Origin of the sequence: Streptomyces sp. AgN23 (genome assembly GCF_001598115.1) — a bacterium.
In the GTDB taxonomy this organism is placed as follows: domain Bacteria; phylum Actinomycetota; class Actinomycetes; order Streptomycetales; family Streptomycetaceae; genus Streptomyces; species Streptomyces antimycoticus.
On the sequence record NZ_CP007153.1, the window covers coordinates 6,920,466 to 6,938,331 of the forward strand.

Consider the following 17,866-nt stretch of genomic DNA (forward strand, 5'->3'; position numbering starts at 1 on the left):
ATGCGGGTGAGCGTGCTCGGACCGCTGACACTCGGCCTCGGCGCCCGGTCCGGGGTGCCCAGCGCGATGAAGCCGCGCAAGGTCCTGTCCCTGCTGCTGCTCCACGCCGGCCGGATGGTGCCGGTGCAGTCGCTGATGGCCGAGCTGTGGGGCGACCATCCGCCGCGTACCGGGCTGACCACGCTGCAGACGTACATCCTGCATCTGCGCAAGCTGCTCGCCGAGGTGCTGGGGATGCCGTCGGCCGCCGTCACCCGGGATGTGCTGCAGACCCGGCCCGGGGGTTACGCCATGGTGGTGGGGCCGGGCCAGCTCGACGTCCATGAGTACCGCGCCCTCGTCGCCGAGGGCGAAGGCGCGCTGGAGGCCGGCGACGAGCGGACGGCGGACCTCTCCTTCCGGCGGGCGCTGGCCCTCTGGCAGGGCCCGGCCCTGGTCGACGTCACCCCGCACGGCCGCCCGCTGCAGGCGGAGGTCGCCCGGCTGGAGCAGTCCCGGCTCACGGTCACCGAGCGCGGGATCGAGACCCGGCTGCGGCTCGGCGGCCATCTGGAGGTGCTGAGCGACCTCGCCTCGCTGGTCGTGGAGCACCGCTTCCACGAGGGCATGCACGGGCAGTACATGCTCGCCCTCCACCGCTCCGGTCAGCGCACCCGCGCCCTGACCGTCTATCAGCGGCTGCGGATGACGATGACGGAGGAGCTGGGGCTGGAACCCTCGGCGAAGCTGCAGCGGCTGCAGCAGGCGGTGCTGGTGTCCGACCCCCGGCTGGACCACGAGGCGGGCGCGCCGGGGCGCGGTCCGGTGGTGGCGTGACGGGTGGGCGGTAGGGTCGCGCGGCGCTTAGGCGGCGGCGCGCCCAGATGGCGTTCGCCCTCGGACGCCGTTCGCCCTTGGACATCGTCGCCCTTGGACATCGTCGCCCTCGGACGCCGTTCGCGCTCGGACGCCGTTCGCCCTCAGACGTCGTCGTCTTCCTCGTCGAGCCGGGCCAGCCAGGTCGCCAGCCGCTCCACCGGAACCTCGAAGTCCGGGTTCAGGTCGACGAACGTCCGCAGCTGCTCGGCGAGCCACTCGAAGGTGACCTCCTCGGTGCCGCGTCGCTGCTCCAGCTCCTCGATACCGCGATCGGTGAAGTACAAGGGTCGCTCCGGTAGGGATGGTGTGGATCTACCCGCCCAGGATATGCGGCGCCGCGGCCCGGTGGGCGACCCGAGGGCCGCCGGAGTTGACCTTGACGCGGGCGTCAATGTTTACGGTGCGTTGGCATGACAGACATGACAGCCGCACCCTTCGACGGCACAGCGGTGATCGTCACCGGTGGGGGCACGGGAATCGGGCGGGCCGCCGCGCGGACCTTCGCCGAGCAGGGCGCCCAGGTCCTGGTGGTCGGCCGGACGGCGGCCCGGCTCGCCGAGACGGCCGCCGCCGCGCCGGGCATCCGGCCGCTGGTGGCCGACGTCGCGGCGCCCGGCGCCGCCGGACTGATCGTGAACACCGCGCTGGAGGCGTTCGGCCGGATCGACGTGCTGGTCAACAACGCCGCCGTGGTCCGGCAGGCGCCGTTCGGCGACATCCGGCGGGAAGCCGTGGAGGAGATGATCGCCGTCAACCTGCTCGCGCCGATGTACCTCACCGAGGCCGCCGTTCCGCAGCTGAGCGAGAGCGCCGGTGTGGTGATCAACGTCAGTACGGCGATCGGCCGGCGCGGCTGGCCGATGCCCGGCACGGAGCTGTATGCCGCGCTGAAGGCCGCCCTGGACACCCTGACACGGAGCTGGGCGGTGCAACTCGCGCCGCGCGGCGTGCGCGTGGCCGGTGTGGCCCCCGGCCCCATCGCCACCTCGATCGGGCGGCACCAGGGGCTCGACGCCGAGCAGATCGACGCCCTGCGGACGACCCTGATCGAGCACGTCCCGCTGCGGCGGCTGGGCCAGGTGGACGAGGTCGCCTTCTGGATCACCCAGCTCGCCCGACCCGAGGCGGGCTACACCACCGGCGTCGTCCTGCCCGTGGACGGCGGAGCCCTGGTGGGCTAGGGGCGCCCGGCGGATCTGTGCCGCCTGCGGCGGGCTGCTCCCTTCCCCGCTCTTTCCCGCCCTTCCCGCGACGGGCGGTCCGCCCCAGACCCCGGCCGGACGACCTGGATGGCGCGGGCGTCCGCCCGGTCACCGGCCGGCGGCTCGACCACCGCGCCGCAGGTGGCGCGGTCGAGGCCCTGGCCGATGAGCTGATCGCGGCGGCGATCGGCTCGTCGCCCCCGGGGTCCAGGAGCGGAGCCCCTGGTAGCGGGAAGGGGCGGGGAGGGGAAGGAACAGCCGGACCCGCCCGCGGGTAGTGTCGCCGCATGCGGATAGGGGAGTTGGCGAAGGCCACCGGTGCCACCACCCGGGCCCTGCGCTTCTACGAGGAGCGAGGACTGCTGAGTTCCGCGCGCGCGGTCAACGGCTACCGGGTCTACGACGAGCGGGCGATCCAGCGGGTGGCCAACATCCGCTATCTGCTGGACGCCGGGCTCACGCTGGAGGACATCGAGCACTTCGGCGCCTGCCTGGACGGCGACCTGCCGAGCAGCCGCCCCTCCGAGGCGATGCTGAACGTCGGGCGCCGCCGCCTGAGCGTGCTGGACGACCGGATCGCCACCCTCGCGCGGGTGCGCGACGAACTCGCCGAGCGGCTGGCCATCGCCTCCGGCGACCGGGTCGCGGTCACTGCGTCGTCCGGCTGAGCAGCCAGGACACCAGCGCGCGGACGGCGCCGGAGAGCACGGCGGCGGTGAGGGTGAGGACGGCGGGACGGGGGCGGTTCGGCATCGTTGACCTGCTTTCGTGAAACCGGCCAAGGCGCCGGGGGTACGTTTCACGATGTGCGGGCTCTGGGGCGTTGCGGCAGCCCGCACGCGTTGCGGAGCGTCCGCAACGGCGCGGGGGCGACCCATGCAGGACGGACCCGTCGGCGGGGAGCTGGTGCCGGAGCCGGGCGCGGAGCGGCGGAACGGGGATCCAGCTTCTCACCCATGCCGCCAAGGCCACCGGACGGCCCTGCTCGACCGAGGTGATGGCCCATGCGCGCACCCTGCGACGCCGGGCGTTGCAGGCCACCAACAAGGTCGGCTGGGAGCTTCAGCGGCTGCGCGACCAGCTCGCCGACGCCGACCGGCAGCGCCGGAAGGCCCGGCCCCGCACGGGACCGGGCCTTCCGGGTCGAACGGGGTGGATCAGATCTCGAAGACCTCGTTCACCAGCGCCTGCTGCTCCGACTGGTGCCGCTTGTTCGACCCCACCGCGGGCGAGGACGAGTGCGGACGGGAGACCCGGACCAGGCGCTCGGCGGTGGGGACGTCCGCGCCGACCGACAGCTCCAGGTGGTCGATCAGGTTGAGGGCGACGAACGGCCAGGCACCCTGGTTGGCCGGCTCCTCCTGCGCCCACACGAACTTCTCGACACCCGAGTACTTGGCGATCTCGGCCTGCAGCTCCGTACCCGGCAGCGGGTACAGCCGCTCCAGGCGGATGATCGCCGTGTCGTTCGCACCGCGCTTGTCCCGCTCCGCGGCCACGTCGTAGTAGACCTTGCCGGAGCAGAAGACCACCTTGCGCACCGCGGCCGGGTCGACCGTCTCGTCGCCGATCACGGGACGGAAGGAGCCGTTGAGGAACTCGTCGGTCTTCGACGCCGCGGCCTTCAGACGCAGCATCGACTTCGGGGTGAAGACGACCAGCGGCTTGTGGTGCGGGTTGTGGACCTGCCAGCGCAGCAGGTGGAAGTAGTTCGACGGCAGCGTCGGCGCGGCGACCGTCATGTTGTTCTGCGCGCACAGCTGGAGGAAGCGCTCGATACGGGCCGACGAGTGGTCCGGCCCCTGGCCCTCGTAACCGTGCGGCAGCAGCAGCGTGACACCAGAGGTCTGGCCCCACTTCTGCTCGGCCGAGGCGATGAACTCGTCCACGATGGTCTGCGCGCCGTTGACGAAGTCACCGAACTGGGCTTCCCACATGACCAGCGCGTTCGGACGGGCCAGCGAGTAGCCGTACTCGAAGCCCATCGCCGCGTACTCGCTGAGCAGCGAGTCGTAGATGTTGTACCGCGCCTGGTCCTCGGCGAGGTACAGCAGCGGGGTGTAGTCGTCACCGGTCTCGCGGTCCACCAGCACCGCGTGGCGCTGGCCGAAGGTGCCGCGGCGGGAGTCCTGGCCGGCGAGCCGGACCGGGGTGCCCTCCATCAGCAGCGAGCCGATGGCGAGGGTCTCGCCCATGCCCCAGTCGATCGAGTCGTCCTCGATCATCGCCGCGCGCCGCTGGAGCTGCGGGAACAGCCGCGGGTGGACGGTGATCCGGTCAGGGGTGTTGACCTGGGACTCGGCGATCCGCTTGACGACCTCCTGGGAGACGGCCGTCTGGACCGCGACCGGGAACTCCGGCTGCGGCTCGGGGACCTCGGCCGGGGCCGGGGCCGAGACCGCGTCGCGGACCTCGGTGAAGACCTTCTCCAGCTGGCCCTGGAAGTCCTGCAGCGCCTGCTCGGCCTCTTCCAGGGTGATGTCGCCGCGCCCGATCAGCGACTCGGTGTAGAGCTTGCGCACCGAGCGCTTCTTGTCGATCAGGTCGTACATCAGCGGCTGGGTGAAACCGGGGTTGTCGGTCTCGTTGTGGCCGCGGCGGCGGTAGCAGATCAGGTCGATGACCACGTCCTTGTTGAACGCCTGGCGGAACTCGAAGGCGAGCCGCGCGACGCGCACGACGGCCTCCGGGTCGTCGCCGTTCACATGGAAGATCGGCGCCTCGATCATGCGCGCGACGTCCGTGGCGTACATCGAGGAGCGGGACGCGGCCGGGGCGGCGGTGAAACCGACCTGGTTGTTGATCACGATGTGCACGGTGCCGCCGGTGCGGTAGCCGCGCAGCTGCGACATGTTCAGCGTCTCGGCGACCACACCCTGGCCCGCGAAGGCCGCGTCGCCGTGGAGGGCGACGGGCAGCACCGTGAAGTCGGTGCCGGCCTTGCCGATGATGTCCTGCTTGGCGCGGACGACGCCCTCCAGGACCGGGTCCACGGCCTCCAGGTGGGAGGGGTTCGCGGTCAGCGAGACCTTGATCTGCTCGCCGTCCAGGCCGGTGAAGGTGCCCTCGGCGCCCAGGTGGTACTTGACGTCGCCGGAGCCGTGCATGGACTTCGGGTCGAGGTTGCCCTCGAACTCGCGGAAGATCTGCGCGTACGACTTGCCGACGATGTTGGCGAGGACGTTGAGCCGGCCGCGGTGGGCCATGCCCACGACGACCTCGTCCAGGCGCGACTCGGCCGCCGCGTCCAGCACCGCGTCCAGCAGCGGGATGACGGACTCGCCGCCCTCCAGGGAGAACCGCTTCTGGCCCACGTACTTGGTCTGCAGGAAGGTTTCGAACGCCTCGGCCGCGTTCAGCCGCCGCAGGATGCGCAGTTGCTCCTCGCGCTCCGGCTTGTCGTGGCTGCGCTCGACGCGGTCCTGGATCCACTTGCGCTGCTTGGGGTCCTGGATGTGCATGAACTCGATGCCGGTGGTGCGGCAGTACGAGTCGCGCAGCACGCCCAGGATGTCGCGCAGCTTCATCATGGTCTTGCCCGCGAAGCCGCCGACCGCGAACTCGCGCTCCAGGTCCCACAGGGTGAGCCCGTGCTCGATGATGTCCAGGTCGGGGTGCTTGCGCTGGCGGTACTCCAGCGGGTCGGTGTCGGCCATGACATGGCCGCGGACCCGGTAGGAGTGGATCAGGTCGAAGACCCGCGCCGCCTTGGTGACGTCGTCGTCGTGGCTGACGTCGATGTCCTTGAGCCAGCGGACCGGCTCGTAGGGGATGCGCAGCGCCTTGAAGATCTCGTCGAAGAAGTCGTTCTCGCCGAGCAGCAGCTGGTTCATGACCCGCAGGAACTCGCCGGAGGCGGCGCCCTGGATCACCCGGTGGTCATAGGTGCTGGTCAGCGTCATGACCTTGGAGATGCCCAGCTTGTTCAGGGTGTCCTGGGAGGTGCCCTGGAACTCGGCGGGGTACTCCATGGCGCCGACGCCGACGATCAGGCCCTGTCCGGGCATCAGCCGCGGCACCGAGTGGACGGTGCCGATGCCGCCGGGGTTGGTCAGGGAGGCCGTGACGCCGGTGAAGTCGTCCATCGTCAGCTTGCCCGAGCGGGCGCGGCGGACGATGTCCTCGTACGCCTGCCAGAACTCGAAGAAGTTGAGCGTCTCGGCCTTCTTGATCGCGGCCACGACGAGCTGCCGGTCACCGTTGGGCTTGACCAGGTCGATGGCGAGACCGAGGTTGATGTGCTCGGGCTTGACCAGGGTCGGCTTGCCGTCCTTCTCGGTGAACGAGTGGTTCATCGAGGGCATCGCCTTCAGCGCCTGCACCATGGCGTAGCCGATCAGGTGCGTGAAGGACACCTTGCCGCCACGGGCGCGCTTGAGGTGGTTGTTGATGACGATGCGGTTGTCGAACAGCAGCTTGACCGGGACCGCGCGGACCGAGGTGGCCGTCGGCAGCTCCAGCGACGCGTTCATGTTCTTCGCCACGGCGGCCGAGGGGCCGCGCAGCGTGACCAGCTCGGGGCCGACGGAAGGCCCGGCGGGCTCCTTCTTGGAGACCGTCGGCTCGGCCGGGGTCGGCTTGACCGGAGCGGGCTTGGCCGGGGCCGCCGGAGCCGCCGGGGCGGCCTTCGCGGCGGGGGCCGCGGGCTGCGCCGGAGCGGGCTTCGGGGCGGCCGGGGCCGCCGCGGCGGGCTTGACCTCGGCGGGCTTCGCGGCCGGGACGGCGGGCTTGGCCTCCGCCGGCTGGGCCGGAGCCGCCGGGGCGGCGCTCGCGGCTACTCCCTGTGGTGGCGGGGCCACCGCGGAGCCGGTGTCCTGACCCGGCTTGTAGTCGGCGAAGAAGTCCCACCAGGCTCGGTCGACCGAGTTCGGGTCCTGGAGGTACTGCTGGTAGATCTCGTCGACGAGCCACTCATTGGGGCCGAAGGCAGCGGCAGGGTTACTTCCCTGCCCGTCCTGTTCATCGGTCGAGACGCTCGAGGTGTTGGGGGACTGTGGCGACACGGCGGCAACCGCCCTCTTCCGCTTCCTAAGGTGGTGGACAGCGGGAATTAAGGCTACGCCCCTTGGACCCTTACGTGCAGGCCGCACTGGTCATCGTCGCGCAAGTCACATTGATTGGCGGGTTTCAGCGCATGACTCACCGGGAAACACCCGGAGTTCGTGTGTTTCCTCACGCGGGGCAGCGCAAACGTGCACCCCTGCCGCTCGTATGTGCGCGACAGGGCCGACTTTACTTCACCTTTGATCTCAGGGGGTGGCTGGTTGGGATTCCGGGGCCGGTCCGGGGAGGCTGACCTTGATCCGGCAGCCGCGCGGGGACTCCGCCACGCCTATCCGCCCGCCGTGCAGGTCCACCGCCCAGCGCGCGATCGCCAGCCCCAGACCGGTGCCGCCGTCGCTGGCCGGGCCCGGGCGACGACGGCCCCCGGGCGCCGTACTGTCGGGGGAGAGCCCGCCCCGGTTGAACCGCTCGAAGACCCGGTGCCGCTCCGCCTCCGGGATGCCGGGACCCTCGTCCAGCACCTCCAGCTCCAGGCTCTCCGGGCCGCCGTCACCGCGCCGGGCCCGCACGGTCACCCGCCCGTGCGCCGGGCTGTGCTTGACCGCGTTGTCGATGAGATTCGCCATCACCTGGTGCAGCCGCTCGGCGTCGGCGTGGGCGGTCAGCTCGGGCGGCGAGACGTCCAGGTTGAGGTGGACGTCCGTACGGGTGTGCGCGCCCGATTGGGATTCCGCGCCCTTGGCCATGCTGGCCTCCTTGAGGATTCCGGCCAGATACGGCCAGACCTCGAACCGCCGCGCGTGCAGCGGCACCACCCCGTTGTCGAGGCGGGAGAGATCGAGCAGCTGATCCACCAGGCGGCCCAGGCGCTGGGTCTGCCGCAGCGCGACCCGCATGGTCTCCGGATCGGCCTCCGAGACCCCGTCCACCACGTTCTCCAGCACGGCGCGCAGGGCCGCGATGGGGGTGCGCAGCTCATGCGAGACGTTGGCGACCAGCTCCTTGCGGTGGGTGTCCACCGCCTCCAGGTCGGCCGCCATCCGGTTGAACGCGGTCGCCAGGTCGCCGAACTCGTCCCGGCGCTGCGCCGCCTGCACCCGCCGGGTGTAGTCGCCGTTCGCCATCGCCCGGGTGACCTCGGTCATCTCGTCCAGCGGGGCGGTCAGCCCGTGGGCCACGAACTGGGTGATCAGCAGCGAGGCGATGATCGAGAAGATGGTGATCACGCGCAGCTCGGTATCGGAGTGCACCGCCGCGAAGACCAGCCAGGTGGTGATGATCACCGAGCCGATGACCAGCGCCCCCAGCGCCGCCTTGACCGAGCGGTACGGGTCGAAGGGCCGCAGCGCTTCCCAGATCCGGGCCCAGGTGGCGCGGGACCACGCCCGCCGGCCCCTGGCGCCGACGTACATCCGGCAGACCTTGGGAACCCGGGCCCCGGGGACCCGCCAGGCCTCGGGAACCCTGCGCGCCCAGCGGCCCTTCCTCATGCCGCCGGAGTCTCCAGGGCGTAGCCGACGCCGTGCACCGTACGGATCCGCTCCGCGCCGATCTTCCGGCGCAGCGCCTTGATGTGGCTGTCCACGGTGCGGGTGCCCGAGGCGTCCGCCCAGTCCCACACCTCGGCCAGCAGCTGCTCACGCGAGAGCACCGCGCGCGGGGTGTTGGCCAGACAGACCAGCAGATCGAACTCGGTCGGGGTCAGATGCACATCCGAACCGCGCACCCGCACCCGGCGCTGGGCGTGGTCGATCTCCAGCTCGCCCAGGCGCAGGATCCCGCTGCGCGGGGTGTGCGCGGCCAGCGCCGCCCGCTCCACCCGCCGCAGCAGCACATGCACCCGCGCGGCCAGTTCGCGCATGGAGAACGGCTTGGTCATGTAGTCGTCGGCACCGACCCCGAGCCCCACCAGCATGTCGGTCTCGTCGTCGCGCGCGGTCAGCATCAGCACGGGCACCGGACGGCGGGCCTGTACCCGGCGGCAGACCTCCAGACCGTCGAAGCCCGGCAGCATCACGTCGAGAACCAGCAGATCGGGCTGCCACGCCTCGGCCGTGTCGACCGCCGCCGGACCGTCTCCCGCCGTCTGGACCTGGAACCCCTCGGCACGCAGCCGGGCCGCGATGGCGTCCACTATGGTCGGATCGTCCTCGACGACGAGGACCCGGCGCTGTGCGCCAGGGGTGGTCGTGGCGGCCCCGTTGTGACCGTTGTGAGTCTGCTCCATACGCCCGCCCCTGCGTCTTCCGGTGAAACCCGCGGCTCGCGCCTGGTCATCGCTCAGCCGCGTTTGGTAGGCAAGCAAGCGTAAAGCCAGCGTACGCGGCTTTGCTACGCGCCCCGAACGGCAAGATGCACGACGTCGGGAACACCCCGGGCAACGGTGACCTCTTCCGTACGCACCTGCGTGAACCCGGCATTCCGGAGAGATTCCTCGAACGCGGGTGACGGCCGCGCGGACCATACGGCCAGTACTCCGCCCGGTGCCAGGCGCGCCGCGCAGGCGGCGAGCCCGGCGGGGGAGTAGAGGCCGTAGTTGTCCTCGGTGACGGTCCAGTCGGGTCCGTTGTCGATGTCCAGGCACAGCGCGTCATAGCTCTGCGGGGCCTGCGGGGTCTGCGGGCCGGGCCGCAGCCAGGCGACCAGATCGGCGTGGACGATCTCGGCGCGCGGATCGGCCAGCGCCCCGGCGGTCACGGCCGCCAGGGGTCCTTCGCGGTGCCAGTCGATCACCGCCGCCTCCCGCTCGACCACCGCGATCCGCCCCCACCGGGGCTCCGCCACCGCCTCGACCAGCGAAAACCCCACGCCGAGCCCGCCGATGAGCAGCGCGGGGGAGGGCCGGTCGGCGGGCAGCGCGCCGAGGGCGGCGCGGATGAGCAGCCGCTCGGAGCGGCCGTCGGAGGTGTCCATGAGGAAGCACCCATTGGCGATGATCTCGAAGACGGCGTCCCCCGACGGCCCCCCGCCGCCGCGCCGCCGCAGCACCACTTCGCCGTACGGACCCTCCCGGCGGTCGACGGTCACCGGCCGGTCGTCGTCGGCGGGGCGGAGGTCGTACGGCGGCTGCGGTCGCGGCTGCATGGGGTGGGGTCCTCCCGGGGTGGTCCTGATGCCGCCATCCTCGCGCCGGCCCCTTGCGCCGGTCCAACCGATTCCATCGGCGGTCCGGCGGCGCGACGTCGCCCGCGTCACAGCCGGCGCCACGGTGACATGACTCACGGCCCCAGGGTTGTTGTTCCCGTCGTCGCGGATATGCGGAGAGCAGAGGGAGTGAGGAAGGGGCGCGGGCGTTGACGACATCGATACATGGGACGACGGACGCGGAGCCCGGAGACGCGGATGCCGCTGGGGCGGCGGGGCCGGTGGGCGCGGACGCCTCGGGCGTGGCCCTTACGGCCTCGGCGGCCGCTACGGGGCCTACTTCGTGGGCGGCCTCAATGGCGTCGGCGGGGCCTTCGCCGGCCGCTCCCGGGCGCCGTCCGGCAGTCCCGGGCGCGCGGGCGGCGGGTGGCGGTGACCCGGGTGGGCAAGGGGTAGCCGGGAGGGCTCGTCCGTGCGTCGGCACGGCCGGTCGGCGGCGGGCGGCAGGGCGTACGGGGCCGGCCGCCGTCGGGGCCGGCACGCCGCAGGGGTCGGCAGCCGGGGAGCCGCCCGAGCGCCTTACGGCCGCCGGGGCGGGTCATGGGCGCCTTACGGCTGCCACAGCGGTGGGCCTCAGCAAGCCGCCCCGTCTCAACCGGCTGCCGCGCACGCTCATCCGCGTGCCGTTCACCCTCGGCTACACGCTCGTCCTGCTCGGCACCGGGCTCTACGCCCGTCTCGGCGACCCCGGCACCGTGCACGATCTGCTCGCGGACTCCAGCACCGATGTGTCCCACCTCTCCCAGCGGCCGCTGCTGACGCTGCTGGTCAGCGCGTTGTGGGCGGTGGGTGGGGTCACCTCGCCCTATCTGGTCGTCTTCCCCCTGGTGCTCGGCGCGCTGGAGCGGCGCGTCGGCGGGGTGCGGACCGCCGGGGTGTTCCTGCTCGGCCATGTGCTGGCGACGCTGCTCACCGAGCTGCCGGTGGCCGCCTCCGTCGCCGTCGGGCATCTCCCGGACAGTTCGCTGCGCCGCCTCGACTACGGGGTCAGCTACGGGCTGATCGCCTGCGTCACCGCGCTCGCCGGGTTGCTGGTGCCCCGGCCGCGCTGGGTGCTGCTCGGCGGGATCGGCCTCGTGCTCGCCGCCGGGAGCCTCGTCGACTTCGATCCGCTCACCGAGTGGGGCCATGGGCTCGCCCTGCTGATCGGCGTCGTCTGCTGGCCGTATGTCCGGCGAAATGCCAGGTGGCGGCCCTCCTCGAAGGACAGCGACGCCGCCGAGGGCGGCTTCGCTCACAGCGAACGGGCGTCCGGGAACACCTGAGGCCCCTCCGTGCATTGAGTGGGCATTGATTTATTTGAGTCCCACCGACTCAAGTTGCCTGCCGAAGGGGAGATCATGGCTTCGCTGTCCACACCGCTCACCCTGCCCGTACTGCCTCTGGACGACGAGGTCGTGCTGCCCGGCATGGTGGTGCCGCTGGACCTTTCCGATACCGAGGTACGCGCCGCGGTGGAGGCCGCCCAGGCCGCCGCACGCTCCAGTGGGAGCGGAAGCGGAAAGCCGAAGGTGCTGCTGGTGCCGCGCGTCGACGGCACGTACGCGGGCATCGGCACGCTCGGCACCATCGAGCAGGTGGGCCGGCTCTCCGACGGCGACCCCGGCGCGCTGATCCGCGGTGTGCGCCGCGTCCGCATCGGGGCCGGGACCACCGGACCCGGGGCGGCCCTGTGGGTCGAGGGGACCACGGTCGAGGAGATCGTGCCCGATCCGCTGCCCGGTGCCGTCACCGAACTGATCAAGGAATACAAGGCGCTGGCCACCAGCTGGCTGCGCAAGCGCGGCGCCTGGCAGGTCGTGGACCGGGTGGAGCAGATCGACGATGTCGCGCAGCTCGCCGACAACTCCGGCTACTCGCCCTTCCTGAGCGTGGCCCAGCGCGTCGAACTGCTGGAGACCACCGACCCGGTGGCCCGGCTGAAGCTCGCCGTCACCAGGCTGAGCGACCACCTCGCCGAACAGGACGTCGCCGAGTCGATCGCCAAGGACGTCCAGGAGGGCGTCGACAAGCAGCAGCGCGAGTTCCTGCTGCGGCGCCAGCTCGAAGCCGTCCGTAAGGAACTCGCCGAGCTGAACGGCGGAACCGGGGCCGAGGCTGACGAGGCTGACGACTACCGGGCCCGGGTCGAGTCCGCCGATCTGCCGGACAAGGTGCGCGAGGCGGCCCTCAAGGAGGTCGACAAGCTGGAGCGGTCCAGCGACCAGAGCCCCGAGGGCAGCTGGATCCGCACCTGGCTGGACACCGTCCTGGAGCTGCCCTGGAACGAGCGCACCGAGGACGCGTACGACATCCAGGGCGCCAAGGCCGTGCTCGACGCCGACCACGCGGGCCTGGACGACGTCAAGGAGCGGATCACCGAGTACCTGGCGGTACGCAAGCGCCGCGCCGACCGGGGCCTCGGCGTCGTCGGCGGCCGCCGCGGCGGCGCGGTGCTGGCCCTGGTGGGCCCGCCCGGCGTCGGCAAGACCAGCCTGGGCGAGAGCGTCGCCCGCGCGATGGGGCGGAAGTTCGTCCGGGTCGCGCTCGGCGGCGTCCGCGACGAGGCGGAGATCCGCGGCCACCGGCGCACCTACGTGGGCGCGCTGCCCGGCCGGGTCGTCCGGGCGATCAAGGAGGCGGGCTCCATGAACCCCGTCGTCCTCCTGGACGAGATCGACAAGGTGGGCTCCGACTTCCGCGGCGACCCGGCCGCGGCCCTGCTGGAGGTCCTGGACCCGGCTCAGAACCACACCTTCCGCGACCACTACCTGGAGGTCGAACTCGACCTGAGCGACGTGGTCTTCCTCGCCACCGCCAACGTCCTGGAGGCCATCCCGGAGGCGCTCCTGGACCGTATGGAGCTGGTGCGCCTGGACGGCTACACCGAGGACGAGAAGGTCACCATCGCCCGTGACCACCTGCTGCCCCGCCAGCTGGAGCGGGCCGGCCTGGAGCCGGGCGAGGTCACCGTGGCGGACGAGGCGCTGCGCAAGCTGGCGGGCGAGTACACCCGCGAGGCGGGCGTACGGACCCTGGAGCGCTCGATCGCCCGGCTGCTGCGCAAGGTCGCGGCCCAGCACGAGCTCGGCGAGCGCGAACTCCCCTTCACCGTCGATGTGGCGGAGCTGCGCCCGCTGATCGGCCGGCCGCACCACACCCCCGAGTCCGCCCAGGACCCGGCCGAGCGCCGCACCGCCGTCCCCGGCGTGGCGACCGGGCTCGCGGTCACGGGCGCGGGCGGTGACGTGCTGTTCGTGGAGGCGTCGCTGGCCGACCCGGAGACGGGCGGCGCGGGGCTGAACCTAACCGGTCAGCTCGGCGACGTCATGAAGGAGTCCGCCCAGATCGCGCTCTCCTTCCTGCGCTCCCGCGGCGCGGAACTGGAGCTGCCGGTCGGCGATCTGAAGGAGCGCGGCGTCCACCTCCACGTCCCGGCGGGCGCGGTCCCCAAGGACGGCCCGAGCGCGGGCGTCACCATGACCACCGCCCTGGCCTCGCTGCTCTCCGGCCGCCAGGTGCGCCCGGACGTGGCGATGACGGGCGAGGTCTCCCTGACCGGGCGGGTGCTGCCCATCGGCGGCGTCAAGCAGAAGCTGCTGGCGGCGCACCGGGCCGGGGTGACCACCGTGATCATCCCCAAGCGCAACGAGCCCGACCTGGACGACGTCCCCGCCGAGGTCCTGGACAAGCTCGACGTCCACCCGGTCTCGGATGTCCGCCGAGTCCTGGAGCTGGCCCTCGAACCCGCCCGGGCGGCCGTCCCCGAGGTTCCGGCAGCGGCGTGACGGACGCTGCCGGTGGCGCCGTGGCCCGGGATCCCGTGTCGAACGGGATTCCGGGCCACGCGTGACCCGTCGGCCGTGCGTATCGTTGGACCGACCGTCGCGCGCACAACGGGTGCGCGCGGTGGGGAGGAGCGGCACGATGACCGTCACAGAGACTGACAGGATCGAGATGGCCGACAGTGATGCCCGCAGCCTGGATGAGATGTTCGACCGGCTGGAGCGGTTCCAGGTCCCCGAAGGCTACAAGGTCGAGGTTGTCAGGGGGGCCGTCTTCATGTCGCCGCAGCGGGACGTCCATTGGTACATCATCCGTAGGACCGTGCGGGCTCTCGAAGATCGCTTCGGGATGAACGTGAACGTGCTGTCGGACGTCCGCATTGACTTCCCCGGATACATGAACGGCTTCTGTCCGGATGTCGTCAAGGTTGCGCAGGGTGCCGAGAAGACCCCGCAGGGCCGGTGGCGCTGTGAGGACATCGAATTCGTCGCCGAGGTGATTTCCAGGGACACGGCGGCGAACGACTACGGTCCGAAGAAGACGGCTTATGCGACGGCTGAGGTCCCCGTCTATCTGATCGCCGACCCGTACACGGGGAAGTGCCACCTTTACACCGAGCCCAAGGACGGCGTGTACCACGTCGAGAGCGCCATCGACTTCGGGCTGCCGGTCGACCTGACCGGCACGGTCGTCGATCTCGCCCTCGCCACCGACGAGTTCCCCCGCGACTGACCCGCGCGCTGCCTGGTTCCCACAGGGCCAGGCGGCGCGCCCCGCGCTCCGGCACGCTGAGCCGCATGAAGGTCATCGTGATCGGAGCGACAGGAACCATCGGGCGGGCCGTGGCGGACGCCCTCGAAGGTCGGCATGAGGTCGTACGGGCCTCCCGTACCGGCGCGGCCGGCGCCGTGCGCGTGGACATGGCCGACCCCGCCACCCTCGACCACCTCTTCGCGACCGTCCAGGACGTCGACGCCGTCGTCTGCTGCGCCGCCTCCGGCGCGCTCACCCCGCTCGGCGGGGACGCCTCGGACGAGGAGTTCACCACCGGCCTGGACGCCAAGTTGCTGGGCCAGGTCGCCCTCGTACGCCGGGCCCTCCACCACCTCCGCGACGGCGGGTCGATCACCTTCACCAGTGGGGTCTTCGAGAAGCCCACCCCTGGCGGGGCCTTCGGCGCGCTGGTGAACGCGGGGCTCGACGCCTTCGTCCGGGCCGCCGCGATCGAGATGGAGCGCGGCGTGCGGGTGAACGCGATCTGCCCGGGATGGGTGCGGGAAACCCTGGAGAAGCTGGGCATGGACCCCGCCGAGGGGGTCCCCGTGGAGACCGTGGCACAGGCGTATGCGCAGGTCGTCGAGGGGACGGCGCGGGGGCAGGTGATCGTGCCCGGCCGCGGCTGACCCGGGACGGGGCCGGATCCGTTGGCAGCCAGACAGGTCTGTCTGGTAGCTTCGACAAGGAAGCAGGCAGACCTGTCTGTTCATGCCTGTCGTCCCGGAGGGATCCGTGCCGCGCACCCTGCTCGTCCTCGCCCACCCCAACCTCGCCACGTCCCGCGTCAACGCCGCGCTCGCCGAGGCGGCCCGGCCGGTGGACGGGGTCACCTTCCATGACCTCTACGCCGAATATCCCGATCTGCGGATCGATGTCGAGCGCGAGCAGCGGCTGCTCCTGGAGCACGACCGGATCGTGCTGCAGTTCCCCTTCTACTGGTATTCGGCGCCGCCGCTGCTGAAGAAGTGGCTGGACGAGGTGTTCCTGCGCGGCTTCGCCTACGGCACCGGCGGTACCTCGCTGCACGGCAAGTCGCTGCTCATCGCCACCTCGACGGGCTCCGCCGAGGAGCAGTACCGGCCGGCCGGGTTCCACCGCTTCCCGGTCGTCGAGCTGCTCAAGACCTTCGACGCCACCGCGCACATCACCGGGATGCGCTACGAGGAGCCGCTCATCGTGCACGGCACCCATACGCTCGACGACGCCGAGCTCGCCGCCTACCAGGACCGCTATCGCGACCTGCTGGCCTCCGGCGTGATCCGGGAGCGCGAGCTGACCGCCGTCTGAGCCGCGTCACGCCCGAGCCGCGCGACACGGCGAAGGGCCCGGCCGCACCTCATGGATGCGGCCGGGCCCTTCGCGCACGTACGGGAGCCGGACCCGCCGCGCCTCGGCCAATACCCCGCCGACCCGCCCCTTCGCGACACGTACGGGAGCCGGACGCCGCGTACAAGGGCTACACCCGCGCCGGACACGCCTCCGCGACCAGCGCCCGCGCCGCGTCCTGGGCCGCCTCCGCGCACTCCGGCCGCGGCTCCAGCGTGGCCGCCGCCATCGTCCCGTCCACGAGCACGGAGATCTGCAGGCCGAGCCGCTCGGGGTCGGCGGCCCCGGCCTCCCGGGCCAGCTCGGTCAGCCAGGCCCGTACGGCGCGCTTGTGCTCGGCCGTCGTGGCGTGCGGGGCGGTGCCCGGCTCGGTCTCGCCCGCGGTCCTGGTGAACGCGCAGCCGCGGAAACCGTCCCGCTTGGTCGTCGCGATCAGCGCGTCGAAGACTCCGACGAGACGGTCCCGGGGATCGGCGCCGGCCGCCTCGGCGGCCTGCCGCAGCGCCCCCCGCCAGTGCTGGTCCGACCTGTGGAGATAGGCCAGGACCAGATCGTCCTTGGTGCGGAAGTGGGAGTAGAGCGTCGCCTTCGCCACGCCCGACTCGGCGATGATCCGGTCCACCCCGACGCCGCGCACCCCATGGGCGTTGAACAGCGCGGTGGCGGTGGACAGGATCCGCTCATGGGCGGAGGGGCGGGCGGTGCTCATGATCATGCTCCTTGACTTGGCCGTGGGACGACCGGCGCCCTCCAGCGTACAGACAGACCTGTCCGTACACCGGAGGGCGGACGCGCCGGGTGTGGGGGTGAGGAGGCGCGGGCTCAGCCGTTGGCGAGCGCCTGCAGCCGGTCCATGGCGCCGTTGAACTTGTTGTGGTCGCCGACCGTCGGGCCGGACGAGGTGTACTGCCAGATGGTGTGGAAGCCCCAGCCCGCCGGAAGCTCGCCGACGGACGAGCCGTAGCGCGGGATCCACAGGGGGTTGACGCCACCGAAGGCGGCGGAGTTGCCCGTGCAGCTCTTCCACCAGCTCGTGGAGGTGTAGATCACCGGGTCGCGGCCGGTGCGCGCCTTGTAGGTGCTGTTGAAGGACTTGATCCAGTTGACCATCGCGCTGGCGCTCAGCCCGTAGCAGGTCGCGCCGTAGGGGTTGTACTCCATGTCGAGCGCGCCCGGCAGCGTCTTGCCGTCCTTGGACCAGCCGCCGCCGTGGTCCACGAAGTAGTCGGCCTGGGCGGCGCCGCTCGAATTGTTCGGCAGGGCGAAGTGGTACGCGCCGCGGATCATGCCGACGTTGAACGAGCCGTTGTACTGCTGGGCGAAGTACGGGTTGGTGTAGCTCGTGCCCTCGGTCGCCTTGACATAGGCGAACCGGACCCCGCTGCTCCACAGCGTCGACCAGTTGACATTGCCCTGGTGGCTGCTGACGTCCACGCCCTCGACGGTGGCGAGCAGCCCCGTGGGCGCCTCGCCGGCCGTGGATCCGCCCTCGTGCTTGAGTATCTGTGAACCCGCCCAGTCGTTTTCGGGGTGGGGGATGGCCGTGTCGTCCTGGCCCTGGGCGGCGAACGCCGCACCGGGCAGTGCGATGGTCATGGCGAGGAGAGCGGCGAGGATTCCGATCAGCGCGCTGAGGGCGCGTCGGACCGAACCAGGTCTGTGCACGAGCATGGCGTTGCCTCCGAAGCCTCGGTGGGGGGAGAGAGGGACGTCAGATTGGTATGACCATGTCAGGGCTGACGCTACGGGCGTAGATAGGCCGACGGAAGGGGGAGGGTGTGATGCCGTTG

The 17,866-nt window shown here is 71.5% G+C and carries 15 protein-coding genes; 8 read left to right on the forward strand and 7 right to left on the reverse strand.

Going from position 1 to position 17,866, the window contains the following annotated elements:
• Positions 1-816, forward strand: coding sequence for an AfsR/SARP family transcriptional regulator (locus tag AS97_RS30175; protein ID WP_059147748.1), 816 nt, complete (start codon positions 1-3; stop codon positions 814-816).
• Positions 817-959: 143 nt separating this feature from the next.
• Here AS97_RS30175 and AS97_RS30180 read toward each other — a convergent pair whose 3' ends face one another.
• On the reverse strand, positions 960-1,142 hold the full coding sequence (locus tag AS97_RS30180; RefSeq protein ID WP_078643568.1) for a DUF6104 family protein: 183 nt from the start codon (positions 1,140-1,142) through the stop codon (positions 960-962).
• Between the two features lie 126 nt (positions 1,143-1,268).
• Between AS97_RS30180 and AS97_RS30185 the strand changes: the two genes are divergently transcribed.
• Together AS97_RS30185 and AS97_RS30190 are read left to right on the forward strand one after the other, a co-directional pair.
• The gene (locus AS97_RS30185; RefSeq protein WP_210565987.1) at positions 1,269-2,039 is read left to right on the forward strand and encodes an SDR family oxidoreductase; all 771 of its coding nucleotides are present in this window, start codon (positions 1,269-1,271) and stop codon (positions 2,037-2,039) included.
• Positions 2,040-2,347: 308 nt separating this feature from the next.
• Complete coding sequence (locus tag AS97_RS30190) at positions 2,348-2,728, forward strand: MerR family transcriptional regulator (protein WP_059147745.1); 381 nt, start codon at positions 2,348-2,350, stop codon at positions 2,726-2,728.
• A 489-nt stretch (positions 2,729-3,217) separates the two neighbouring features.
• On the opposite strand, the gene AS97_RS30195 is transcribed toward AS97_RS30190, so the two are convergent.
• The 4 genes from AS97_RS30195 to AS97_RS30210 all read right to left on the reverse strand — a co-directional run bounded on the left by AS97_RS30195 (position 3,218) and on the right by AS97_RS30210 (position 10,148).
• The gene (locus tag AS97_RS30195) at positions 3,218-7,063 is read right to left on the reverse strand and encodes a multifunctional oxoglutarate decarboxylase/oxoglutarate dehydrogenase thiamine pyrophosphate-binding subunit/dihydrolipoyllysine-residue succinyltransferase subunit (RefSeq protein ID WP_059147744.1); all 3,846 of its coding nucleotides are present in this window, start codon (positions 7,061-7,063) and stop codon (positions 3,218-3,220) included.
• A 246-nt stretch (positions 7,064-7,309) separates the two neighbouring features.
• Complete coding sequence (locus AS97_RS30200) at positions 7,310-8,476, reverse strand: ATP-binding protein (protein WP_125761219.1); 1,167 nt, start codon at positions 8,474-8,476, stop codon at positions 7,310-7,312.
• A 74-nt stretch (positions 8,477-8,550) separates the two neighbouring features.
• Positions 8,551-9,291, reverse strand: a complete 741-nt coding sequence (locus tag AS97_RS30205) for a response regulator transcription factor (protein ID WP_086709713.1) — start codon at positions 9,289-9,291, stop codon at positions 8,551-8,553.
• Between the two features lie 104 nt (positions 9,292-9,395).
• Positions 9,396-10,148, reverse strand: a complete 753-nt coding sequence (locus AS97_RS30210; protein WP_210565988.1) for a spermidine synthase — start codon at positions 10,146-10,148, stop codon at positions 9,396-9,398.
• 680 nt (positions 10,149-10,828) lie between these two features.
• Between AS97_RS30210 and AS97_RS30215 the strand changes: the two genes are divergently transcribed.
• The 5 genes from AS97_RS30215 (at position 10,829) to AS97_RS30235 (ending at position 16,037) form a co-directional block, all read left to right on the forward strand.
• Positions 10,829-11,473 carry a rhomboid-like protein gene (locus AS97_RS30215; protein WP_247204530.1) on the forward strand — a complete coding sequence of 215 codons (645 nt, stop codon included), beginning with the start codon at positions 10,829-10,831 and terminating at the stop codon, positions 11,471-11,473.
• A gap of 75 nt (positions 11,474-11,548) precedes the next feature.
• Positions 11,549-13,975, forward strand: a complete 2,427-nt coding sequence (gene lon / locus AS97_RS30220) for an endopeptidase La (protein ID WP_059147739.1) — start codon at positions 11,549-11,551, stop codon at positions 13,973-13,975.
• 139 nt (positions 13,976-14,114) lie between these two features.
• Positions 14,115-14,705, forward strand: a complete 591-nt coding sequence (locus AS97_RS30225; RefSeq protein ID WP_059147738.1) for a Uma2 family endonuclease — start codon at positions 14,115-14,117, stop codon at positions 14,703-14,705.
• Between the two features lie 65 nt (positions 14,706-14,770).
• Positions 14,771-15,376, forward strand: a complete 606-nt coding sequence (locus tag AS97_RS30230; RefSeq protein ID WP_210565989.1) for a short chain dehydrogenase — start codon at positions 14,771-14,773, stop codon at positions 15,374-15,376.
• A gap of 82 nt (positions 15,377-15,458) precedes the next feature.
• Positions 15,459-16,037: an NAD(P)H-dependent oxidoreductase gene (locus tag AS97_RS30235; protein ID WP_201724691.1), complete on the forward strand. Its 579-nt coding sequence runs from the start codon at positions 15,459-15,461 to the stop codon at positions 16,035-16,037.
• A 169-nt stretch (positions 16,038-16,206) separates the two neighbouring features.
• Here AS97_RS30235 and AS97_RS30240 read toward each other — a convergent pair whose 3' ends face one another.
• Both AS97_RS30240 and AS97_RS30245 read right to left on the reverse strand, forming a co-directional pair.
• Positions 16,207-16,785 carry a TetR/AcrR family transcriptional regulator gene (locus AS97_RS30240; protein ID WP_059147811.1) on the reverse strand — a complete coding sequence of 193 codons (579 nt, stop codon included), beginning with the start codon at positions 16,783-16,785 and terminating at the stop codon, positions 16,207-16,209.
• Between the two features lie 113 nt (positions 16,786-16,898).
• Positions 16,899-17,747 carry a lysozyme gene (locus AS97_RS30245; RefSeq protein WP_059147735.1) on the reverse strand — a complete coding sequence of 283 codons (849 nt, stop codon included), beginning with the start codon at positions 17,745-17,747 and terminating at the stop codon, positions 16,899-16,901.
• Between the last annotated feature and the right edge of the window lie 119 nt (positions 17,748-17,866).

What these genes read in the sequence shown, in the direction of transcription:
- AS97_RS30175 (WP_059147748.1), top strand. Translation starts at nt 1, where the DNA reads ATGCGGGTGAGCGTGCTCGGACCGCTGACACTCGGCCTCGGCGCCCGG.
- AS97_RS30185 (WP_210565987.1), top strand. Translation starts at nt 1,269, where the DNA reads ATGACAGACATGACAGCCGCACCCTTCGACGGCACAGCGGTGATCGTC.
- AS97_RS30190 (WP_059147745.1), top strand. Translation starts at nt 2,348, where the DNA reads ATGCGGATAGGGGAGTTGGCGAAGGCCACCGGTGCCACCACCCGGGCC.
- AS97_RS30200 (WP_125761219.1), bottom strand. Translation starts at nt 8,476, where the DNA reads ATGTACGTCGGCGCCAGGGGCCGGCGGGCGTGGTCCCGCGCCACCTGG.
- AS97_RS30205 (WP_086709713.1), bottom strand. Translation starts at nt 9,291, where the DNA reads ATGGAGCAGACTCACAACGGTCACAACGGGGCCGCCACGACCACCCCT.
- AS97_RS30210 (WP_210565988.1), bottom strand. Translation starts at nt 10,148, where the DNA reads ATGCAGCCGCGACCGCAGCCGCCGTACGACCTCCGCCCCGCCGACGAC.
- lon (WP_059147739.1), top strand. Translation starts at nt 11,549, where the DNA reads ATGGCTTCGCTGTCCACACCGCTCACCCTGCCCGTACTGCCTCTGGAC.
- AS97_RS30225 (WP_059147738.1), top strand. Translation starts at nt 14,115, where the DNA reads ATGACCGTCACAGAGACTGACAGGATCGAGATGGCCGACAGTGATGCC.
- AS97_RS30230 (WP_210565989.1), top strand. Translation starts at nt 14,771, where the DNA reads ATGAAGGTCATCGTGATCGGAGCGACAGGAACCATCGGGCGGGCCGTG.
- AS97_RS30235 (WP_201724691.1), top strand. Translation starts at nt 15,459, where the DNA reads ATGCCTGTCGTCCCGGAGGGATCCGTGCCGCGCACCCTGCTCGTCCTC.
- AS97_RS30240 (WP_059147811.1), bottom strand. Translation starts at nt 16,785, where the DNA reads ATGAGCACCGCCCGCCCCTCCGCCCATGAGCGGATCCTGTCCACCGCC.
- AS97_RS30245 (WP_059147735.1), bottom strand. Translation starts at nt 17,747, where the DNA reads ATGCTCGTGCACAGACCTGGTTCGGTCCGACGCGCCCTCAGCGCGCTG.